General features: G+C 69.9%; 24 protein-coding genes. 10 read left to right on the top strand and 14 right to left on the bottom strand.

Annotated elements, in window-relative coordinates; genetic code table 11:
* Positions 1 to 23: 23 nt before the first annotated feature.
* The 3 genes from csoS1 to KUG39_RS13290 form a co-directional block, all read right to left on the bottom strand.
* The gene (gene csoS1 / locus KUG39_RS13300; RefSeq protein WP_015107695.1) at positions 24 to 335 is read right to left on the bottom strand and encodes an alpha-carboxysome major shell protein CsoS1; all 312 of its coding nucleotides are present in this window, start codon (positions 333 to 335) and stop codon (positions 24 to 26) included.
* 211 nt (positions 336 to 546) lie between these two features.
* Positions 547 to 828, bottom strand: a complete 282-nt coding sequence (locus tag KUG39_RS13295; RefSeq protein ID WP_094586903.1) for a P-II family nitrogen regulator — start codon at positions 826 to 828, stop codon at positions 547 to 549.
* Positions 829 to 871: 43 nt separating this feature from the next.
* The gene (locus KUG39_RS13290; RefSeq protein WP_094586901.1) at positions 872 to 1888 is read right to left on the bottom strand and encodes a sodium-dependent bicarbonate transport family permease; all 1017 of its coding nucleotides are present in this window, start codon (positions 1886 to 1888) and stop codon (positions 872 to 874) included.
* 238 nt (positions 1889 to 2126) lie between these two features.
* Between KUG39_RS13290 and KUG39_RS13285 the strand changes: the two genes are divergently transcribed.
* Complete coding sequence (locus KUG39_RS13285) at positions 2127 to 2735, top strand: non-canonical purine NTP pyrophosphatase (protein ID WP_216915509.1); 609 nt, start codon at positions 2127 to 2129, stop codon at positions 2733 to 2735.
* A 27-nt stretch (positions 2736 to 2762) separates the two neighbouring features.
* Here the strand turns inward: KUG39_RS13285 and KUG39_RS13280 are convergent, their stop codons facing one another.
* Both KUG39_RS13280 and KUG39_RS13275 read right to left on the bottom strand, forming a co-directional pair.
* Positions 2763 to 3563 (bottom strand): BMC domain-containing protein, encoded by an 801-nt coding sequence (locus KUG39_RS13280; RefSeq protein ID WP_216915507.1) that lies wholly within the window; start codon positions 3561 to 3563, stop codon positions 2763 to 2765.
* A gap of 142 nt (positions 3564 to 3705) precedes the next feature.
* Positions 3706 to 5415, bottom strand: a complete 1710-nt coding sequence (locus KUG39_RS13275; protein WP_158219579.1) for an oxygen-binding di-iron domain-containing protein — start codon at positions 5413 to 5415, stop codon at positions 3706 to 3708.
* Between the two features lie 140 nt (positions 5416 to 5555).
* Between KUG39_RS13275 and KUG39_RS13270 the strand changes: the two genes are divergently transcribed.
* From KUG39_RS13270 to KUG39_RS13250, 5 genes are all read left to right on the top strand, one after another.
* Positions 5556 to 6065, top strand: a complete 510-nt coding sequence (locus KUG39_RS13270; RefSeq protein ID WP_190611804.1) for a DUF8679 domain-containing protein — start codon at positions 5556 to 5558, stop codon at positions 6063 to 6065.
* Between the two features lie 103 nt (positions 6066 to 6168).
* Positions 6169 to 7461: a ferredoxin:protochlorophyllide reductase (ATP-dependent) subunit N gene (locus KUG39_RS13265; RefSeq protein ID WP_190611802.1), complete on the top strand. Its 1293-nt coding sequence runs from the start codon at positions 6169 to 6171 to the stop codon at positions 7459 to 7461.
* Positions 7462 to 7468: 7 nt separating this feature from the next.
* A complete protein-coding gene (locus tag KUG39_RS13260; protein WP_216915505.1) occupies positions 7469 to 9145 on the top strand; it encodes a ferredoxin:protochlorophyllide reductase (ATP-dependent) subunit B in 1677 nt (558 codons plus the stop codon).
* Between the two features lie 116 nt (positions 9146 to 9261).
* Positions 9262 to 10167 (top strand): ferredoxin:protochlorophyllide reductase (ATP-dependent) iron-sulfur ATP-binding protein, encoded by a 906-nt coding sequence (bchL, locus tag KUG39_RS13255; RefSeq protein WP_094586890.1) that lies wholly within the window; start codon positions 9262 to 9264, stop codon positions 10165 to 10167.
* 72 nt (positions 10168 to 10239) lie between these two features.
* The gene (locus KUG39_RS13250; RefSeq protein ID WP_094586888.1) at positions 10240 to 10791 is read left to right on the top strand and encodes a manganese efflux pump MntP; all 552 of its coding nucleotides are present in this window, start codon (positions 10240 to 10242) and stop codon (positions 10789 to 10791) included.
* A gap of 39 nt (positions 10792 to 10830) precedes the next feature.
* Here the strand turns inward: KUG39_RS13250 and KUG39_RS13245 are convergent, their stop codons facing one another.
* The 5 genes from KUG39_RS13245 to psaM form a co-directional block, all read right to left on the bottom strand.
* Positions 10831 to 11715: a hypothetical protein gene (locus tag KUG39_RS13245; protein ID WP_216915503.1), complete on the bottom strand. Its 885-nt coding sequence runs from the start codon at positions 11713 to 11715 to the stop codon at positions 10831 to 10833.
* Positions 11712 to 12209 carry a hypothetical protein gene (locus KUG39_RS13240; protein ID WP_094586884.1) on the bottom strand — a complete coding sequence of 166 codons (498 nt, stop codon included), beginning with the start codon at positions 12207 to 12209 and terminating at the stop codon, positions 11712 to 11714. The genes KUG39_RS13245 and KUG39_RS13240 overlap by 4 nt, the downstream gene beginning before the upstream one ends.
* Before the next feature lie 100 nt (positions 12210 to 12309).
* On the bottom strand, positions 12310 to 13314 hold the full coding sequence (locus KUG39_RS13235; RefSeq protein WP_216915501.1) for a protochlorophyllide reductase: 1005 nt from the start codon (positions 13312 to 13314) through the stop codon (positions 12310 to 12312).
* Positions 13315 to 13349: 35 nt separating this feature from the next.
* Positions 13350 to 13844 (bottom strand): hypothetical protein, encoded by a 495-nt coding sequence (locus KUG39_RS13230; protein ID WP_216915499.1) that lies wholly within the window; start codon positions 13842 to 13844, stop codon positions 13350 to 13352.
* Positions 13845 to 14006: 162 nt separating this feature from the next.
* Positions 14007 to 14111, bottom strand: coding sequence for a photosystem I reaction center subunit XII (psaM, locus tag KUG39_RS13225; RefSeq protein WP_043325215.1), 105 nt, complete (start codon positions 14109 to 14111; stop codon positions 14007 to 14009).
* A gap of 91 nt (positions 14112 to 14202) precedes the next feature.
* On the opposite strand from psaM, the gene KUG39_RS13220 reads away from it, so the two are divergent.
* Both KUG39_RS13220 and KUG39_RS13215 read left to right on the top strand, forming a co-directional pair.
* A complete protein-coding gene (locus tag KUG39_RS13220) occupies positions 14203 to 14688 on the top strand; it encodes a CRR6 family NdhI maturation factor (protein ID WP_216915497.1) in 486 nt (161 codons plus the stop codon).
* 73 nt (positions 14689 to 14761) lie between these two features.
* Positions 14762 to 15595, top strand: a complete 834-nt coding sequence (locus KUG39_RS13215; protein WP_216915495.1) for a lipoyl protein ligase domain-containing protein — start codon at positions 14762 to 14764, stop codon at positions 15593 to 15595.
* Here KUG39_RS13215 and KUG39_RS13210 read toward each other — a convergent pair.
* Positions 15549 to 16856 (bottom strand): site-2 protease family protein, encoded by a 1308-nt coding sequence (locus KUG39_RS13210; RefSeq protein ID WP_216915529.1) that lies wholly within the window; start codon positions 16854 to 16856, stop codon positions 15549 to 15551. The two genes, KUG39_RS13215 and KUG39_RS13210, sit on opposite strands and share 47 nt — an antisense overlap.
* A 76-nt stretch (positions 16857 to 16932) precedes the next feature.
* On the opposite strand from KUG39_RS13210, the gene KUG39_RS13205 reads away from it, so the two are divergent.
* Positions 16933 to 17613 carry a phosphoribosylanthranilate isomerase gene (locus KUG39_RS13205; protein WP_216915527.1) on the top strand — a complete coding sequence of 227 codons (681 nt, stop codon included), beginning with the start codon at positions 16933 to 16935 and terminating at the stop codon, positions 17611 to 17613.
* 57 nt (positions 17614 to 17670) lie between these two features.
* Positions 17671 to 18204 carry a hypothetical protein gene (locus KUG39_RS13200; protein ID WP_216915493.1) on the top strand — a complete coding sequence of 178 codons (534 nt, stop codon included), beginning with the start codon at positions 17671 to 17673 and terminating at the stop codon, positions 18202 to 18204.
* A gap of 6 nt (positions 18205 to 18210) precedes the next feature.
* On the opposite strand, the gene folE is transcribed toward KUG39_RS13200, so the two are convergent.
* From folE to KUG39_RS13185, 3 genes are read right to left on the bottom strand one after another with little or no spacing between them, the layout of a single operon-like run.
* On the bottom strand, positions 18211 to 18954 hold the full coding sequence (folE, locus tag KUG39_RS13195; RefSeq protein WP_094586870.1) for a GTP cyclohydrolase I: 744 nt from the start codon (positions 18952 to 18954) through the stop codon (positions 18211 to 18213).
* Positions 18955 to 18962: 8 nt separating this feature from the next.
* Positions 18963 to 19673, bottom strand: coding sequence for an SDR family oxidoreductase (locus tag KUG39_RS13190; RefSeq protein ID WP_216915491.1), 711 nt, complete (start codon positions 19671 to 19673; stop codon positions 18963 to 18965).
* Between the two features lie 26 nt (positions 19674 to 19699).
* Positions 19700 to 20689 carry an acetyl-CoA carboxylase carboxyltransferase subunit alpha gene (locus KUG39_RS13185; RefSeq protein ID WP_216915489.1) on the bottom strand — a complete coding sequence of 330 codons (990 nt, stop codon included), beginning with the start codon at positions 20687 to 20689 and terminating at the stop codon, positions 19700 to 19702.
* Positions 20690 to 20706: the final 17 nt, after the last annotated feature.

Here is a 20706-nt window from a genome sequence, read left to right as displayed (position 1 = left end):
AACTCAGAGGGTCAGCTGACCGCTCAGTCCTTCGATCCCAGGCCGAAGCTGCTGTTCAGCGCCGGCTCCACTTCACGGTGGGGACGGGCGATGATGTGGGCGGCCACCAGGCCGTCGCCCACCCGCTCGCAGGCATCGGCGCCGGCACGGACGGCGGCGTTCACGGCACCGGTTTCACCCCGCACCAGGACGGTCACGTAGCCGCCTCCGACGAATTCGCGACCGATGAGGCGCACCTCGGCGGCTTTGGTCATGGCGTCAGCCGCTTCGATGGCGGGCACCAGACCGCGTGTCTCGATCATGCCGAGGGCGATGCCCATGGTTTCGTTTGCCATTACCTGCTCCTGGAGGAGGGGGGTGGAATGTTCGTGTGCAACCTTGCTCCTCCGTCAAACCCTCCGTCAAGCGATTGGGAGCCTGGCGGCCATCAAGGTTTCCGGATCGGCTGATAAGGGCAGCTGATCAGTGCAACACAAAAAGTAAGCCTTGGTTGATCGCTGCCCCGCCGCGCGCCGCCCCTGCTGGTCCCAGGCCCCTCCAGGAGGCTCACAGCGGCTCGGCGCTGGAGACGAACCCGACCCCCCCGTACCGCTTCAGCAGGGGCCGCAGGGCGGCGCCCACGGCCCCGAGCAGCTCGTCCTCCACGAACACGATCACGTGGGCGTTGGCCCCCAGCCCGCTGAAGTCCATCGCTTCGGAGATCTCACCCGAGGGGCCCATGCCCGTCACGTGCTTCATCACCGAATAGCCCTTCGCCCCGGCCGTGGTGATGGTGCGGCAGACACGGTTCAGTTCCCGTTCGCTGAGAAAGAGATCGATGCGCTTCATGGGGATGGGGCGACGGTTCGGCAAGGGTCGGTGGGGGCCGGGTTCAGCCGACAGGAATGAAGTGGCGGGTCAACGCCATGTAGAGGGGAATCCCGATCACCACATTGAAGGGGAAGGTGAGTCCCAGGGCGGTGGAGATGTAGAGGCTGGGGTTCGCCTGCGGGACGGTCATGCGCATCGCCGCCGGCACGGCGATGTAGGAGGCGCTGGCGCAGAGCACCATGAACAGCAGGGTGTTGCCCTGCCCCAGCCCCAGCAGAACGCTCACCAGCAGCCCCAGCAGGGCGTGCAGGGGAGGGGCCAGCAGGGAGAAACCGATCAGGAAGGCCCCCGCCTGCTTCAGGTCCCGCAGCCGCTGGGCCGCCACGATGCCCATGTCGAGCAGGAAGAAACAGAGGGCTCCGTAGAAGAGTTTCTCGGTGAAGGGATCCATCTTCGCCAGACCCGCCGGACTGAAGGCCGCCACCACATAACCGATCACCAGGCTGCCGATCAGCAGGTAGACAGAGCCGTTGAGAAAGGCCTCCTGGAGAATCTCCCGCCAGCGCAGACTGCCGCCGCCGTTCTGCTGCTCTCCGGCCATTTCCGCATCCTCCGCGGGGGCCGAGAGCCTGGCCAGGATCACCCCCACCACGATCGCCGGCGATTCCATCAGGGCCAGGGCCGCCACCATGAAGCCGTCGAAATTCACCTCGACGACGTTGAGGAAGCTCTCGGCGGTGATGAAGGTGACGGCGCTGATCGAGCCGTAGGAGGCGGCGATGGCGGCGGCGTTGTAGCCGTCGAGGCGCAGCCGCAGGAACAGGAAGCTGGTCAGCGGCACCAGCAGCGACATCGCCACCGCCGCCCCGACCGTCAGCAGCACCTGGGGGCCCAGGCCGCTGTGGGCCAGCTCCATGCCCCCCTTGAAGCCGATCGCCAGCAGCAGATAGAGGGAAAAGAGCTTGGGCAGCGGCGAGGGGATCTCCAGGTCGGAGCCCACCAGCACCCCCAGGATTCCCAGAAAGAAGAAGAGAACCGGCGCGGAGAGAAGGTTCTGTAGGACCAGGCTCGACTGCATCGCCCTCCGGCGCCCAAAGGGTGGAGGCAACCTAAGGGCGAATCCGGCCGCCAACCGTCACCGGTCGCGCAATGTTGCTCCGCCCGTCCGTCCGATCGCGAGCGAATTCCCTATCGTCCGCCCGGGGCAGGAACCCTGGAGTTTTCCGGGGGTGGAATGTTCAACCCGTCCTGCCCCACCCCTTCACCCCCCAGCCAGCACCCCTCTGCACCACAATGGGGCCCCCCGTGGGCCCGGCTTGTCCCTTTCCCCTTCCCCCCCGGTCCTGGTGATCGCCAGCGGCAACCCCCACAAGGTGGCCGAGATCACGGCCATGCTCGAGGGGGTCGGTCCGGAGGTGGGTCTGGAGGTGCGGCAGCAGCCCAGGGATCTGGAGATCGAGGAGACGGGCCTCACCTACGCGGAGAATGCCCGCCTCAAGGCCTCCACGGTGGCTTCGCTCACGGGCTCCTGGTCGCTGGCCGACGATTCCGGCCTGGAGGTGGATGCCCTCGACGGCCGCCCCGGCCTGTTTTCGGCGCGCTACGCCCCCACGGATCACGAGAAGATCCACCGACTGCTGCACGAACTGGGCGATTCCCTCTACCGGGGCGGCAGCTTCGTCAGCGCCATGGCCCTGGCCGATCCCACCGGTGCGGTGGTGCTGGAGTCGGAGGGGCTCTGCCGGGGGCTGATCCTGCGGGAGCCCTCCGGCCATGGCGGCGGCTACGACCCGATCTTCCATGTGCGGGAGGCGGGCTGCAGCTATGCCGCGATGGGCGAGCACCTCAGGAGCAAGCTCGGCAGCCGCGGCAAGGCGGCCCGGGCGATGGCCCCGGGCCTCAAGCGGCTGCTGGGGCTGGCCTGAGAGGGCCGGGCGGCGATGCGGCGGCGTTCAGCCGCGGGCCCCGGCGTTGATCTGGGCCACGGCGCGCATGGCGGCGGCGGCGGCCTCCTCCACGTCGCCCTCCTTGCCCGCCAGGGTGAGGCGGCCGAAGGCCCCCACCGCCTTGACGTCCACCACGGTGATGTTGGAGCTCTTCTCGGCTTCGTTGGCGGCGATCAGCACGTAGCCCGCCGGTTCGGTCTCGAGGATGAACATGCTCATCCCGGCCTGGATCATCGAGCCGCGGCGGTTCTGGCGGTTGATCAGCACGGCGTGGTCGGGGGTGATCGCCCGGATGATCTCGGTCCAGGTGACCTCGCAGCGGCTGCGCAGCTCCACCCGGCTGCCGATCGCCTCCAGGACCACGTCGCCGGAGTGGAGGACGTTGCTCTGGTCCCGGTGGTAGAGGGCCAGGGAGCCGAAGGCCCGCTCCACCACCATCTGGCCGAGCCGCACGGTGCTGGCCTTGAGGGCGATGTCGGTGACCCGGTGCACCGCCATCCCCGGTGACACCTCCAGCCAGAGGCAGGCATCGCCGGGGATCGGCAGGAAGCCATGGGACACCGTGCCCATGTACGACGCCAGCTGGGGCTGGAGGGAATCCAGGAAGACGTAGGTGCGCAGTTCAATCGACTGCACGTGGCTCGACTGGCGCGCCAGCCGCCGGCCTTCGCTGTCGGTGGTGATCACGCAGCTGGCCCCGGAGGCCTCGCCGCTCACATCGGTGCCCGTGATCCGCAGACTCGCCGCCTTCCTGCGGGCGTCCGACCGGTCGTCGCGAAGGAAGGAACGGGCACTCTGCGAATCCATCACGGCGCGAGGCGCCAACCCCCGGAACAAACGGTCGTTGCGATCCCCGGGGTGGTTGAAGCGCCGGGATCCCTGGCCGCCGCCAGGGGCAGTCCAGAAGGGGAGGGTACTCCCGGGCGGGGCGCTGGCGGCCGGTTCCGGCCTAGCGGCTGCTGAGGGCGAGACCGTCGGCGACCCAGACCCGGTCGCGGCCGGCGGCCTTGGCGGCATAGAGGGCCCGGTCGGCCAGCTCCATCAGGCGGGGGAAATCGGCCGCCGGCTCGGCCGCCGTCGTGCTCACCCCCAGGCTGACCGTCAGGCGTCCGCCCGGGGCGTCCCCCGCGAGATCAAGCCGGTGCATTGAGAGCCGGATCCGCTCGGCCACCCGCAGGGCCGTGGCCCGGTCGGCCTCCGGCAGCAGCACCAGGAATTCCTCGCCGCCGAGGCGGAAGGTCTGGTCCTGCTCCCGCACCGACTCCCGCAGCACCCGCGCCACCTGCCGCAGCACCCGGTCGCCGGCGTCGTGGCCGAAGCTGTCGTTGACCTGCTTGAAATGGTCCAGATCCAGCTCGATCAGGGCGTAGCTGGCGGGAAGCGGCGATGCGTCGAGGGCGCGGCGGTTGGCCAGGCCCGTGAGCGGATCACAGAGGGCGGCGGTGTTGAGGATGGCCACCTCGTGGGCATGGCGCTGATCCTCCAGGAGGTGCTCCACCCAGGGGCGCATCGACTCGGCGAATTCCCGGACCATCCGCTCCATGTCGGGGTCGAACGGCGGGGCTGCGCCACGACCGCGGATGGCCAGCACCATGGCGGGCTCGCCGATCAGGCAGATCTGGTGCCAGCCGGGGGTCGGCTGGCGCCGTTCGGGCTGGTCCGCCTCGGTGGACCAGGTGGTCCAGCCGTCACCGGGCATCAGCACGGCCAGTTCGCACCTGCTGGCCTGGCCGGCCGATTCGAGGATGTGGCCGATGGCGCGGACCATCCCCAGGGGCGTGCCCTGGTGGATCAGGGCCTCCTGGAGACGCCGCCGGGCCTCGGCGATGCGCAGCAGGCGCTTGAGGTCGAGGTCGGCGTCGGCGAGGCAGTAGACGCCGCATTCCATGGCGCCGAGGGCGCTGAAGACCTGATCGACGATGGCGGCGGGAACGATGTGGCCATGCTGGGGGGCGATCCGCTCGATGCGGCTCCAGCGGGTGCGGATGCGGGCCAGGCCGGCACTGAGCAGCTCCCGGCTGGGCATGTAGTGCTGGTGGAAGGGCCGGGCGTTCTCGATGATGTAGGCGGCATCGTCCGACTCCAGCACGTTGCTGTCGGGGACGAAGCCGCCGAACAGGTCGGAGGAGAACAGGGTGCCGGTGGCGCTGTCATGGGACACCATCGCCCCGGGGAAGTGGAGGTAAGGCGTCAGCTGGAACTCCAGCCGCCGATCCCCCGCCAGGGGCAGGCACCAGCCGTGCTGCTCCACCAGATAGGTGGAGAACCCATGGCCGTAATGGCGGATCAGGGCGTTGGCGCGCCATTCCGTGACCACCTGCACGTCAGGCCGCGTCAGCACCTCCCCAAGCCGGGGCAGGGCGGCGCAGATGTCGGGGTCGGAATGGTGACAGACGAGCCAGCGGATCGCGTCGAGATCGGTGATGGCGCGCAGCTTGGCCAGGGTTCCCTCGATGGTGAGCGGTGAACCCGGATCGATCAGAACCCCGTCCGAACCGTTGGCAATGAAATAGGTGTGGCACTGGAAGTGGTCGTGGGCCAGCCGCACCCCCACCCACCACACACCGGGGGCGATCTCGACGGGATCCTCCCGTGGGTCCGCCATGTCGCCCCGGTGGGTGGGTGCCTGGTCGCAGGGCCGATGGAGTGAGCGGTCCATGGGGACGGAAGGAAGCGCCGCGCCGCGCCCGCATGCAGACACGAATGGATGCCTTCTTTCCATCGTGATTCATGACGTCCGGACCCTTGCGACTCCGAAGGCAACCGATACCTTCCAGTTCAACCTTTCCAGGCGCGACCATGGCCACCCGGCGCACCGCTTCTGCCACTCCTGGCGTCACTGCCGACGGCTCCTCCGCCCCCGGGGTGGCCAGCGAGACCCAGCCCCTGCGCCATCCCCTCGACCAGGACACGGTGTCCGAATGGATCACCCGGGCGCTCGATGAGGGGGTGCGGCCGGAGCAGGCCCTCGCCTTCATCGGCCTCGGCCTGATGCGGCGCATGGGCGGCGACATCGGGGACGGTTTCGCTGACTGGAAGGATGCCGCCGAGGCGGATCACCCGGTCGACCTGGCGGCCCTGCGCCAGCGGCTCGAGATCACCGACCTGGCCATCCGCACCGGCGCTCCCCTCAGCACCGCTGAGGTGGCCCAGCTGATGGGGGCCCGGCCGGGGGCCGCGCTGGTGGAGCGGGGCGGACTCACGGCCCGCCGCCTGGGGCGCAACGTGTGGAAACTGAGCCGCAGCGCCGATGGCGAGCGGGAGGAGCGCAGCATCGGCTTCGGCGAGGGATTCCGTCGTCGCCTGTGAGCGCGGGAATCCGCACACGATCCCGAAAAGATGTAACGCAGTCGGGCGCGGACCCCGCGGTCCCCGCTAACCCATGGAGGCTCCATACCTGGCGATCCCCTCCATGGGTGTATCCGCTCCACCGGTTCAGCCTCCCACCGGCGCCATCCCCGGGGCTGGCCCCGGCGACATTCTCAAGGAGAGCGGCCAGCGGGAAGTGTTCTGCGGCCTCACCTCCATCGTCTGGCTGCACCGCCGCATGCCCGACGCCTTCTTCCTGGTGGTGGGCTCGCGCACCTGCGCCCACCTGATCCAGTCGGCGGCCGGCGTGATGATCTTCGCCGAACCCCGCTTCGGCACGGCGATCCTGGGCGAACGGGACCTGGCGGGTCTGGCCGATGCCAACGAGGAACTGGACCGGCTGGTGAAGGATCTGCTGGAGCGCCGGCCCGAGATCCGCACCCTCTTCCTGGTGGGCTCCTGCCCCAGCGAGGTGATCAAGCTCGACCTGGCCAAGGCGGCCGAACGCCTCAACACCCAGCTCGTCGGTCGGGTGCGGGTGCTGAACTACTCCGGCAGCGGCATCGAGACCACCTTCACCCAGGGGGAGGACAACGCCCTGCTGGCCATGCTCCCCCTGCTGCCCTCCTCCGATGAGGAGCAGCTGCTGATCGTGGGCACCCTGGCCGATGCGGTGGAGGATCGCTTCCGGCTGATCTTCGAGCGGCTGGGCATCACCACGGTGCGCAGCCTGCCGCCGCGGCGCTCCACCGATCTTCCCCCCGTGGGCAAGGGGACGCGGGTGCTGCTCGCCCAGCCCTTCCTGAGTGCCACCGCCCGGGCGCTGCAGCACCGGGGCGCCACCCTGCTGAGCGCCCCCTATCCCTTCGGCGTCGAGGGCAGCCGCGACTGGATGGCCGCCGCCGCCCATGCCTTCGGCGTGCCCGACGACCGCTTCAACGCCGTGCTCGACCCCCTGGTGGAGCGGGGGCGCCGGGCCCTTGAGCCCCACCGGGAGGTGCTCGCCGGCAAGCGGCTGTTCCTGCTGCCGGACTCCCAGATGGAGATCCCCCTGGCCCGCTTTCTGTCCCGGGAATGCGGCATGGAGCTGGTGGAGGTGGGCACCCCCTACCTCGACCGCCAGCTGATGGCCGCCGACCTGGCCCTGCTGCCCCCCGCCACCCAGCTCAGCGAGGGCCAGGACGTGGACCTGCAGCTGGAGCGGGTGCGGGCCGCCCGCCCCGACCTGGTGCTCTGCGGCCTGGGGCTGGCCAATCCCCTCGAGGCCGAGGGCATCGCCACCAAGTGGTCGATCGAGCTGGTGTTCAGCCCGATCCACGGCTGCGACCAGGCCGGTGAACTGGCCGAACTCTTTGCCCGTCCCCTGCGGCGCCGGGCCGTGCTGCAGCTCTCCTGACACCCCCATGGAACTGACCCTCTGGACCTACGAAGGCCCCCCCCACGTGGGTGCCATGCGCATCGCCACCTCCATGGAGGGGGTGCATTACGTGCTCCATGCCCCCCAGGGCGACACCTACGCCGACCTGCTGTTCACGATGATCGAGCGGCGGGGCCTGCGTCCCCCCGTCACCTACACCACGTTCCAGGCCAGGGATCTGGGCGGTGACACCGCCGAGCTGGTGCAGCGCTCGATCCGCCAGGCCGTCGAGCGCTTCCAGCCCGAGGCGCTGCTGGTGGGCGAGAGCTGCACCGCCGAGCTGATCCAGGACCAGCCCGGCGCCCTGGCCGCCGGCATGAACCTGGGGGTGCCGATGGTGAACCTGGAGCTGCCGGCCTACTCCAAGAAGGAGAACTGGGGCGCCGCCGAGACCTTCTACCAGCTGGTGCGCACCCTGCTCAAGCCCCAGCTGCCGGCTCCGGGCACCCCCAAGCCGTCCCCGTCCCGCTGGCGCGACGAGGGTCGCCGGCCCCGGGTCAACCTGCTGGGCCCCAGCCTGCTGGGCTTCCGCTGCCGGGACGACGTGCTGGAGATCACCCGGCTGCTGGCCGAGCACGGCATCGATGTGGCGGTGGTGGCCCCCCTGGGCGCCCGGCCCGCCGACCTGGAGCGCATCCCCACGGCGGACGCCAATGTCTGCCTCTACCCCGAGGTGGCCGGCCCTGTATGCAGCTGGCTGGAGCGCAGCTTCGGCACCCCGGTGGTGCGCACGGTGCCGATCGGCATCGGCGCCACCGCCGCCTTCCTGCGGGAGCTGCACGGGGTGCTTGATCTGGCCCTTCCGGCCGAGCTGCAGGAGGTGGAGGGTCAGCCAAGCGAGGCGGAGCGCCGTTCGCGGCTGCCCTGGTATTCCAAGTCGGTGGATTCCACCTACCTCACCGGCAAGCGGGTGTTCATCTTCGCCGACGCCACCCACGCCATCGCCGCCGCCCGGATCGCCTCCAGGGAACTGGGCTTCCAGGTGGTGGGCCTGGGCAGCTACAGCCGGGAGCAGGCCCGGGAGGTGCGGGCCGCCGCTGCCGAGCTGGGCCTGGAGGCCCTGATCACCGACGACTACCTCGTGGTGGAGAAGGCCATGGCCGAGGCGGCCGCGGAGCTGGTGCTCGGCACCCAGATGGAGCGCCACAGCGCCAAGCGGCTGGGGCTGCCCTGTGCCGTGATCAGCGCCCCCCTGCATGTCCAGGACGTGCCGGCCCGCTACTCCCCCCAGATGGGCTGGGAGGGGGCCAACGTGATCTTCGACTCCTGGGTGCACCCGCTGATGATGGGCCTGGAGGAGCACCTGATCGGGATGTTCCGCCACGACTTCGAGTTCGTCGACGGCCACCGCAGCCACCTCGGAGACGGCGCACCGGCGGCGGCTTCGGGCGCCGACCAGGAGGGCTCCACGGCCACGGCCACGGTCCCGACGCCAGCCCCGGCCACCACAGGGCCGGCACCGGGCACCATCACCGCCGGTGCCGCCGTCCGGGAGGCCCTCGAAAGCCTCTGGACCGCCGATGGTGAGGCCGAACTCGCCAAGATCCCCTTCTTCGTGCGGGGCAAGGTGCGCAAGAACACCGAAGCCTTCGCCCGCGAACGGGGCCTGGAGAGGATCGATGCCGAAGCCCTCTACGACGCCAAGGCCCACTTCAGCCGGTGAGGGCCTCTCTGGCGATGTTTCGGTTTGCGTGATCCCCTGACAGCCGGGATCTGTTCTGAGCAGGCTGTTTCCTTACGTGTGATCCGCCGGTTCTCCGGCTTTCCCTTGTTTTTCCTATGACCACCACACTCACGTCTCCCCCGAGCACCAACCCCCGTGAAGATGGCGAGGGCAGCCTGCAGGTGCATCAGGATGCGTCGATGAACATCGAGGAGGGGGCCCTGGTGATCGCCGTCTACGGCAAGGGCGGCATCGGTAAATCCACCACCTCGTCCAATCTCTCGGCCGCCTTCTCCAAGCTGGGCAAGCGGGTGCTGCAGATCGGTTGTGATCCGAAGCACGACTCCACGTTCACCCTCACCAAGAAGATGGTGCCGACGGTGATCGATATCCTCGAGACCGTCGACTTCCACACCGAGGAGCTGCGGCCCGAGGACTTCGTCTTCGAGGGCTACAACGGCGTGATGTGCGTGGAATCGGGCGGCCCCCCGGCCGGCACCGGCTGCGGCGGCTACGTGACCGGCCAGACGGTCAAGCTGCTCAAGGAGCATCACCTGCTCGAGGATACCGACGTGGTGATCTTCGATGTGCTCGGTGATGTGGTCTGCGGCGGCTTCGCGGCCCCCCTCCAGCACGCCCACTACTGCCTGATCGTCACCGCCAACGATTTCGATTCGATCTTCGCCATGAATCGGATCATGCAGGCGATCAATGCCAAGGCCAAGAACTACAAGGTGCGCCTCGGCGGGGTGATCGCCAATCGCTCCGAGCAGACCGACGAGATCGACAAGTTCAACGAGCGCACCGGCCTGCGCACCATGGCCCACTTCAAGACCGTCGATGCGATCCGCAAGTCACGGCTCAAGAAGTGCACCATCTTCGAGATGGAGAGCACGCCTGAAGTGGAGGCCGTGCAGGAGGAGTACCTGAGCCTGGCCCGCAAGATGCTCACCGACGTGGAACCCCTGGAGGCCGAATCCCTCAAGGATCGGGAGATCTTCGACCTGCTCGGCTTTGATTGAGGTCGGCGCTCCGGCGCCTCGGGCCCCTTTTGGATTGGGGGGGCCTGGGGTCAGGAGCGAGGTACCGGCTTCATGATCCTGGAGCTGCTGCTGTTCACGGCGGTGCTGAGTGTGGACTCCTTCTCGGCGGCGATCGCCCTGGGATTCCGCCATTTCTCCTGGCGCCGGGCCCTGTTCTTCGCCCTCAGCTCGGGCCTCTCGGAAGGCCTGGCCACGGCCATCGGCTTTCTGCTGGGCCGCATCGCCCGCAAGCTGATCATGGACTATGACCACTGGGTGGCCTTCGCGCTGCTCGTGGCGGTGGGCGGCCACATGTGCTGGTCGGCCTACCTGGAGCACCGTGATGGCAAGGGGCCGGAGGAGGAGCTGAGGGTGCATGGGCCCCTCCGCATCCTGTTCGTTTCGGCCATCACCAGCATCGATTCCCTGGGGGTCGGCGTCTCCCTCGGCATCCTGAACAAGCCGATCGGGATCTACTCCACCGCCATCGGTGCGGGTGCCTTCGTTTCCACCTACCTCGGCCTGTTTCTGGCCCGCCGGCTCTCCGGGGCGCTGGGCAGCAAGGTGGAGATGCTCGCCGGAGCGGTGCTGATCGCGCTGGGCATCAAGATGCTGTCGATCTAGGGGGTGTGGGAGTCAGGCACGGCCCGACATCAGCCACCCTCAGATCTCCGCGGCGGCCCGCTCCACGAGCCGGCGCGCCACGGCCTGAACGCCCGTGTGCTGGTAGGTGTCGGTGAAGGCGTCGAGGAAGGTGGCCATCTGCTTGAAGCTCCCCTGCCAGGGGCCCAGGGTTCCCTCCAGGGCCTGAACCGCCTTTTGGCCGGTGAGACCCAGTTGGCTGCTGAAGCCTTCGGCCCAGCCCAGCCACGGCGCGATGCCCCGGCGCAGGAAGGTCAGATGGGCCCCATCACCACGACCCGGCAGCAGTCGGGCCATGCCGGCGTAGGCGGGCAGCTGGTGCAGATCGCGCTTGTCGAGGCCTCCCAGCAGGCCATCCAGCCGCTGCAGGGCCTGGTCGCCCAGGGGCAGCAGGGCATCGAAGCAGATCAGGGCGGCCATCCTCACCCGGGCCTCGCCGGCGTAGTCGCCCAGGGCGGCGGCGAAGTCGCCGAAGCTGTCACCGGGCAGGCCATTCACCTGGGTGAAGGCCAGCATCTCGGCGGCCACCTTCAGGCTCAGATCCGCCGCCTGAAGGGAGTCGCTGGTGGGGGTGAGATCGGCGACCCGTTTCACCAGCGGCAGGGCGCCGCCGATGTTGGCCAGCAGCCTGAGGCCACCGGCGGCCTTCTGGGAGCGGTTGACGGCGTCATACAGGCTCAGGGCACGGCCATAGCCTTCGTGGCGCGCCTGGCTCAGCACGTCGGCCCGGGCCCGCACCTGGCGGATCAGCTCCGGATCGCTGCTGCCCAGCACGTCGGCGATCAGCGCGTCAGCCCGGGTGGTGTTCTGCCAGCCGCCGGGCACCAGGGTGCTGAGGCCCTTGATGGCCAGCACCGTGAGGTTGCGGCGGGGCAGACGCTCGAGCCGCTCGAGAACGGAGCTCATGCTGCCCCCTGCAGAGCCGCCAGACCCTTGAGGTTGAACCGCCCGAGCAGGTCCTGACGCTGCTCCGGATCCAGTCCATCCCCCTGGCCGATCACCTTGACCTGGAAGCGGTCGGCCACCAGCAGGGCGCTGGCCTGGGCACCCTGCTCCACCAGCGGCCAGCCCTGGAGGCGGCTCTCGCTGGCTTCAAACTTGCTGCGGGCCTCCGGAGCGGTGGTGACATCGGAGATGGCGAGCAGGGCCTTCACCTCGCTGCCATGCTTGAGTCGGGCCTCGCTGAAGCCCCGCTTCTCCTGGGTGAACACCAGCTGGTCCCCGTCCTGGGGCTCGGGAAACAGCCGGTTGAAGGCCGCACCGTTCACCACCTGACTCAGCGGCACATCGGCCACCGTTCCGCCCGGCAGCCAGGAGCGGAAGGGCAGGAGCACGAAGGCACCGATGGACAGGCTGACGACCAGCAGCAGTCCCACTCCCCAGCGCAGCGTGCGGGCCATGGACTCCAGAGGGTGGTACTGGATGACTCCTAGCGGCTTCTTGCGGCCCCGTGCCCGAATCGGCAGATTCCGATGCAATGGCGCCGGCCCGGGGATCGCCTCAGGGGAGGCCCAGGATCTGCATGGAGAGGTCCCACATCCGCTGGGCGGTGACGGGGTTGCTCGCCTTCTCCGACAGCTCCTGGCTGAACTGCTTGCCCCCCTTCGTCTGCCGGTTACCCCAGCTCCAGTGAACACCGGAGGTGGCGAAGTCCGGGTCGGCCACCACCTGGGCCACCCGTTCGCCCGCCAGGGCCTGGCTCACATAGCCGCCGGTGATGTTCTTCTGGAACCAGGGGAAGATCGTCTGGAAGGCCCGCGGGGTGTGGCGGAACAGGGGGGTGTCGGCCACGCAGCCCGGATAGAGGGAGGTGAACACGATGCCCGTGCTGCCGTGCAGTCGGCGGTGCAGCTCCTGGGTGGTGATCATGTTGCAGAGCTTGCTGTCCTTGTAGGCCTTGCCCGGCTTGAAGCTCTTGCCGCTGGCCATGGCGATCGGGGCCTTGAAGCCGGCGGCGAAGCCCGACAGGTCGCCGAGATCGGCGGGCGCCGGGATGGGGATCTTGCCCCCCAGCTCCTTGGAGTTGGCGGTGACGGTGCCCAGGATGACGAGGCGCCGCGAGGGGTGGCTGGAGCGCTTCAGGTCGTCGAGCAGCAGGTGGATCAGCAGGAAATGGCCGAAGTGGTTGGTGGCCATCGAGATCTCGTAGCCCTGGGGCGAGCGCTCCGGGTGCTTCAGCCGCGGCAGGTAGACCGCCGCGTTGCAGACGAGGGCATCGAGGGGGCGGCCGGTGGCATGGAAGGCGTCGACCAGGGCGCGCACGCTGTCCAGATCCGCCAGATCCACCTTGAGGTGGGTCACCGCGGCATCGGGGATGCCCAGGGCCGCCTGGGCCCGCCGGGCCTTGTCGGTGTCCCGGCAGGCCATCACCACATGCCAGCCCCGGTCCACCAGGGCCTTGGCGGCGAACAGACCGACACCGGAGGAGGCGCCGGTGATCAGGGCCGTTCCGGGAACGCCGCTGCGGGCGGGGGTGAGGGCGGTGTCACCGGAGGAGGTCACCATGGCGGGGATGGTCCGGGGGCGTAGGGGGCCCCAACCTACGGACGGGCGCCCTGGTTTCCGGATCCGGACGCGGCGGATTCAACAGTTGGAAACGGACGGTTCGACTGCCAGATCACCCGCAGGCGATTCGGGGCGATCCACTGGCTCTGCTCCCGGATCAGGCGCTGCTCCCCCTCCACCATGAACAGGGCGTCGAAGCGTTCCCTGGCCTTGACCAGCTTGGCGTTCTCCAGCTCCAGCACGGCGGCGATCTCGCCCTGGCTCTCCATGCGCTGCTGGTAGGCGCCGGCGAGGCGGAACAGGCTGACGCCGGTGAGGGCGACCAGCCCCAGCTTGACGGCCAGGCCGATCAGGCTGCAGACCAGCTCCTGCCGCTCGGCAGACAGGGACAGCAGCTGGCTTTCACGGCTGTATCCACCGGCTTCGCCGCCGGCACGGACGGGCTCGATGCCGGAGACGGCCGCCGGCGGGCCCTGGGGGCTGGGAATCGGGTGCAGCGAAAACGGGCCGACCGCTCCATCCCCGGCCACCTGCAGGGACCGGGAACGCCGTGGACGGCCCGTGGAGCTTCGTGCAGCGGTGGGCTGGCGCCGGGACGGCTGGGGCTGGGTCTGGCGCACCTGAGGGAAGGCTGCGAGCCCTCCGCTTGTAGCAGCCTGCCGGGGCCTTGCCAAGGGAGCGGCGCTGCAGCTTCAGGCTTTGTAGAGGCTGAAGCAGAGACGGACAGCCAGCACCCCGGCATGGGCCGCCACGATGAGGGCGATCAGCACTTCGGCCTGATTGATCGGAGTGACCATATCCTTGACGGTGAATGGAGTTTGACCGACCCATTCTTCGGCCATCGCGGGCTACGGTCCAGCCTCCGGCCCTGCCCTGTCACAGCTCTTGATGGCGTCCCAACCCTGCCCCGAGCCCCTGAAGGTGTCCGCCGCCCAGGTGCGCGGCCTCGACCTCTCCCCCCTGGCGGGCCTGGCGTCGCTGGCGCCGGCCGCGCTGCTGACCGAAGCCAGCGGACTGGCCCTCGACTTCGACTGGCCCCGGGAGGCGGAGGATCCGCGCGAACTCTCGGAGATCCCGGAACTGCGGCTGTGGAGCCTGCGGGCCGATGCGCTCCATCCCTGGCTGCCCCTGGTGCTCGAGCGCAGCGGCGGCCAGCTCACCCGCCATGTGGCCATGCTGCTTCCCCATGGCTTCAGCCCCACCGAGGGGATCCGCTTCGTGCCCGAGAGCCTGGAGCTCTGGATCACCCAGCGCCTGTTCCTGCTCGACCACTGGGCCGCCACCGGGGGGATCGAATGCCGCGCCAACCTCGGCCAGATGGCCGCCGTGCTCGGCTATGAGCTTGATCCCGGCTTCTGGAGCGTGATCCCCTGAGCCTCGAACCAGAGACCCAGGGCGCGGCGGCCGCTGTCCACCGCCAGCACCAGCCCTCCGCCGGGAATCCAGCATGACAGCGCCGCCTGCCCCACCCCTGCCGCCGGAGGCGCCGATGCGCTGGATCGGGTCCACGTGCCTGGAAGGGGACTGGCAGATGGCCATCGACGCCTGGCTGCTGGACGGCCCTGCGCCGGCCTTCCGGCTTTACCGCTGGTCGCGGCCCACCCTTTCGCTGGGCTGGCACCAGCAGCGGCTGGAGCCCCACTGGTGGGACCTGCGGCGCCAGGGGCGCATCGACCTGGTGCGCCGCCCCAGCGGCGGCCGGGCCGTGCTCCATGGCGCCGACCTCACCTATGCCCTGGTGTGGCCCCGGCCGCAGGGACCCCGATCCGAGGTCTACGGCCGGGCCCTCACCTGGCTGGTGGAGGCCTTCGCCGCCATGGACCTGCCCCTGCACGGCGGCCGCCAGGCGGCCAGCCTGCAGCGCAGCAGCTGCTTCGCCACCAGCACCGTCGCCGACCTGGTCCACGCCAGCGGAGCCAAGCGGGTGGGCAGCGCCCAGCTCTGGCGCGGCGGCCACCTGCTGCAGCACGGTTCGATCCAGCTGGACCCCTGCCCTGCCCTCTGGCGGGAGGTCTTCGGCGTCGATCCCCCCGAGCTCGATCCCCTGCCGCTCGCCGGGATCGCCCTGGAGGAGCACCTGCTCCGTTCGGCGGCGCGCTGGCTGCCGTGGCCTGCCGGCCCCGATCCCGGCATCGAGCAGCGGCCGTCTCCCCTGCCGCCCCTGGCCCCCCTGGGTGGGGAGGAGCTGGGCTCGATCGCGTCGCTGCTCGCCCGTTATCGGCTGAGCGAGCCCGCTATCGGCTCACCGAGTCCGTCAGCGGCGAGACGTCCCCGGAGCTGACCATGCCGCGGGCCACCTGACCGAGGGCCATGCCGAGGGGGTAGCCGTTCTCCCGGCGGGCGACGGTGAGCAGATTGGCGGGGAGCCGCAGTCCGAGTTTCTTGAGCACCGCGTCCCCCAGTTCGGGGCGCTCCACGGTGCCGCAGGGCAGTCCCGCCGGACTGAGCACCAGCAGCCGCTGGTGGTTGCCGTCGTCCAGCTGGAGGGCGGCCTGCCAGAGCGGGGCGGATTCGGGGATCGCGGGCAGGCTGGAGAGGGGTTGGAGGTGGTCGCCCACCCGCTCCCGGTCCCAGCACTGGACCGGCAGGGACTGGAGGGGCGCGTCATCGATGACCCCCTGCCAGCGACCCCGGTCGCAGACCAGCAGCCACTCCGCCGGGCCGTTGGCCGTCTGGTCGGTGGGGGGGGCAGCGCCGTCGCCGGCATCGGCGATCGGCGGCGCGGTGCCGAGGCGCATCCGGCTCAGCTCCCGCAGGGTGGTGTCGGCCTCCAGCACCCGGAAGCGGCGCTGGGCCACATCGCGGACCTTGAGATCCTTGAGGGCCTGCTGGACGACCAGCATCTGCTTCTGGTTGCGGGCCGCCCCGAGGCCGAACCAGCCGAGCAGGATCAGCCAGGCGCCGGCGATGCCGCCCCCCCGCAGCAGCAGCACCGTCCCCATGCCGACGGCGAACAGGGACAGGAAGCGGCCGCAGGCATTGGCCACCTCCACGCCGCGCCGCTGGCTGCCGGAGAACTGCCAGACCAGGGCCTTGACGATCAGTCCCCCATCCAGGGGCAGGCCGGGCAGCAGGTTGAACAGGCCCAGGATCAGGTTGAGGGCACCGAGCCGTTCCACCATCTGGCCCAGCACCGGCGCGACATGGCTGGCGGCATGGGTGGAGGCCAGCAGGCCGAAACCCAGCACCAGGCTCACCGCCGGTCCCGCCGCCGCCACCATCAGGGCGCCGCGGGCGGTGGAGCATTCCCGCTCGACGCTGGCCACGCCGCCCAGCAGGAACAGGGTGATGCTCTTCACCTTGACCCCCTGGCGCAGGGCCACCAGGGAATGGCCCAGCTCATGCAGCAGCACGGAGACGAACAGGGCCAGGGCCGTGACCAGGGCCACGGCCCAGAGCGCCGCCGGGGCGAGCTGGCTGCCCAGGCTGAGGGCGTACTGCTGCTGGAAGGCCAGGGTGGCGAGCAGCAGGATGACGAACCAGCTCGGGTGGATGCGCAGGGGAATGCCGCGGATCGTCAGCAGTTGCCAGCCTTCACCCACGGGCACCGTCCGCTCGGAGATCCGGCCGTGGCCGGAGTTGTTCGTCCCATCCTAGAAAGACAGGCCAGCCGCCCCGATTCCGGTCACCACTCCGCTGCTCAAGATCTGCGGGCTCCGGGAGCCGGCCCAGGCCACCGCCATCGCGGCCCTGGGAGCCGATGCCATCGGCGTCATCGCCGTTCCCGGCTCGCCCCGCTACGTGCCGCCGGAGCAGCGGCCCGGATTGTTCGCCGCCATGGCCGCCGGCCGCCCCTCCATGGCCGCCGGCCACCCAGACTGCTTCGGCGTGCTGGTGGTGGCCGATCCCGCTGACGACCAGCTGGAGGAGCTGGCGGCGGGACGGGGCCATGCGGTGCTGCAGCTGCATGGTGAGGAGAGCGTCGAACGCTGCCGTGAGCTGGGCCGGAGGCTGGGGGTGCGCCTATGGAAGGCCCTGCGGGTGCGGACGCCCGAGGATCTGGAGCGGGCGGCTGCCTATGCGGGCGTGGTGGAGGCCCTGCTGCTCGACGCCTGGTGCCCCGGCCAGCTGGGGGGGACCGGGCACCGGATCCCGATCGAATGGCTGGAGGCGTTCCGCCCGCCCATGCCATGGTGGCTGGCCGGTGGTGTGGGCCCCGGGACGGTGGCCGAGCTGCTGGCCCGGCTGCAGCCCGATGGCCTCGATGCCTCCAGTGCCCTGGAGGAGCGCCCCGGCCTCAAGGACCTGGGGCGGGTCGCGGCCCTGGTGGCGGCGGTGCGTGGATCCGGCAGCGGTTGATTGGCGATTGGCCCCGCCGGGTGCAGGATCGGTGCAGCCCGATTCCAAACCCCCCACTTGGCCTTCCTCCGCCTCCCTTCGCGAGCCCGTGCCGCCCTGCCCCTGGCCCTGCTGCTGGCCGCACTGCCGGGGGGGCCCGGGCTCCGGGCCCAGGACCTGGTGGGCTGCCAGCTGGTGGACGGCACACTCCAGTGCGTCCCCGGGGTGACGGCCGACCCCCAGCAGCAGATCCAGCTGCTGCGCCAGCAGATCGCCGGCGATCAGCGGCTCGAGGGGGCGGTGGAGCAGCGGATCACCGGACTCGACCAGCTCCTGCTCCAGGGCCAGGCCATGCAGGGGGCCCTGCTCCAGGCCACGGCGGCCGCCGAAGGGCTGGCCTCCCTGCCCCCGAGCGCCTTCCACTGGTACCGCCTGTCCCCCGGGCAGGTTCAGTGGCAGCTGATCCAGGGGGCCAGCGGCCCCACCTACGCCCTCACCCCTGCCGATGTGGCCTCCCAGGTGATGGTGGTGGTGGCGGTGCCGACCCCTGGGGGCAGCCAGCGCAGCGTCTCCCAGGTGGTGGGTCCGGTGGCGCCCCGTGCTGGCAACTGAGCCGGCTCAGGTGCTGAGCAGGGCCTCCTGCTGACGCACGAGCTCGAAGAACTCCTGCTTGAGGCTCGGGTCGTGGCGGAAATCACCGCGCACGACCGAGTTGACCATGCTGGTCTGGGGCTCCTTCACCCCGCGCCATTTCATGCAGTAGTGCTGGGCCTTGACCAGGATCGCCAGTCCGAGGGGCTCGCAGAGTCGCTCGATCTCGTTGGCGAGGATGATCACCGCCTCCTCCTGGATGTGGGGCCGGGAGAAGACCCAGTCGGCGACGCGGGAGAACTTCGACAGGCCGATCACCCGCTCACCGGGTTTGATGCCGATCCAGCAGTTGCCGAGGATCGGCACCAGGTGGTGGGAACAGGCGGAACGGATGGAGATGGGCCCGACGGTGTAGATCTCATCGAGCTGCTTCACGTTGGGGAAGCTGGCGATCTTCGGCTGCTCGTGGTAGCGGCCCTTGAACACCTCGTGGAGGTACATCTTGGCGACCCGCTCGGCCGTCTCCTCGGTGTTGTGGTCGTTCTCGATATCGATCACCAGGCTGCGCAGCAGGTCGCGCACCTTGCCGGCCACCTCGATCTCCAGCTGGTCGAGCTCACCCTCGCGCAGGTGTTCGGAGATGTTGTCGTTGGCCAGAAACGGGACCCCTTCCTTCTGGAGCCGTTCGCGGATCCGCAGGCTGACGGGGATGGGGGTCGTGACGGGAGCGGCCTGACGGGCGCTTAGGCCAGTGGGGAGGGTGGATGTCATAAGGGGGGTTAGAAGGCTCCGGCGGCCGGCATCAGGGTGAGGTCCTCAACCGTCTGGCTGTGGGGTTGCCGCGCAAGGTAGAGCAGGGATTCGGCGACCTGCTCGGCTGAAAGCATGGCACGTCGGTCGAAGGAACTGTGGACGGTTTCACTGTCCCAGAGGGGTGTATTCACCGCCCCCAGGGTGAGGGTGCTCACGGCGATGCCGGCGGAGCGCTCCTCCGCCTCGAGGCAGCGGCTGAAGGAAGCCAGGGCGGCCTTGCTGACGCAGTAGGCCCCCCACTCGGGAAAGGCGTTGCGGGCGGCATGGCTGCTGACGTTGATGATCCGCCCGCCACCCGCCTGGCGCAGGGCCGGCAGCACCGCCTGGCAGACCTGGAAGACGCTGGTGAGGTTGAGCTGCAGCAGCCACTGCCAGCGCTCGACCGGCATCACCGCCAGGGGGCCGGTCCAGGCGGCACCGGCGTTGTTGATCACCACCGAAGGCACCAGACCGCGCCCGAGCAGTTGGGCCAGGGCGGGCGCAATCGCCTCCGGCCGGCTCAGGTCAAGGGCCAGGGTCTCGACGCGGCGGCCCAGGCCGCGAAGCTCGGTGGCGAGCCCGTCAAGGTCGGCCAGCGTGCGGGCGACCAGCAGCAGGTCGTAGCCCTCGGCGGCGAAACGCCGCGCGGTGGCAGCGCCGATGCCGCGGGAGGCACCGGTGATCAGGGCGACGGGCAAAGGGCGGTGCGGCAGGGAGCCAAACCCTACGGTGCGTGGGCGGGATCCGGCGCCGCCCCCTCGAGGACCTGGCCCATGCGCCGGAACTTGGCGTAGCGGGCCTCCAGCAGGGCGGATTCACTGCAGCTCTGCAGCTCCGCCAGGTGGCTGAGCAGGGCCTGGCGCAGCGTTTCGGCGGCCTGCATCGGCGCCCAGTGGTTGCCCCCGGAGGGTTCCTTGAGCAGGGCATCCACCAGCCCGAGCTGCAGCAGATCGGCGCCGGTGATGCGCAGGGCCTCGGCGGCGGCGGGGGCCTTGCCCGCATCGCGCCAGAGGATCGAGGCGCAGGCCTCGGGGCTGGCCACCGTGTAGACGCTGTGCTCGAACATCAGCAGGCGGTCGGCCACGCCGATACCCAGGGCGCCGCCGGAGCCCCCTTCCCCGATCACCACGGCGATGATCGGCACCCGCAGCCGGAACATCTCGCGCAGGTTCACGGCGATCGCCTCCCCCTGGCCCTCCTCCTCGGCCTTGACGCCGGCGTAGGCCCCGGGGGTGTCGATGAAGCTGAGGATCGGCAGGCGGAAGCGATCGGCGTGCTCCATCAGCCGCAGCGCCTTGCGGTAGCCGCCCGGGGAGGCCATGCCGAAGTTGCGCGCCACGTTCTCCTTCATGTCGCGGCCCTTCTGGTGGCCGAGCAGCACCACGGGCTGGTCGCCGATGCGACCCACACCGCCCACCAGGGCGCGATCGTCGTTGCCGCGGCGGTCGCCGTGCAGCTCGATCCACTCGTCGGTGATGACCTGGATGTAATCGAGGGTGCTCGGCCGCTGGGGGTGGCGGGCCACCTGGATCTTCTGGGCCGGGGAGAGGGAGCTGAAGATCTCCTCCCGCCGCCGGGTGGCGAGGGTTTCCAGCTGCAGCAGCTGCTGGCTCACGTCCACCTCGGAATCACGGGCCAGCTGGCGGATCTGCTCGATCTGCTCCTCGAGCTCCACCAGCGGTTTCTCGAAGTCCAGCAGAACGCGGCGGGCCATGGGCTCTCAGGCGGGGG

Source organism: Synechococcus sp. CCAP 1479/10 (genome assembly GCF_019038515.1).
In the GTDB taxonomy this organism is placed as follows: domain Bacteria; phylum Cyanobacteriota; class Cyanobacteriia; order PCC-6307; family Cyanobiaceae; genus Cyanobium.
This window is presented reverse-complemented; position numbering and strand designations above follow the sequence as displayed.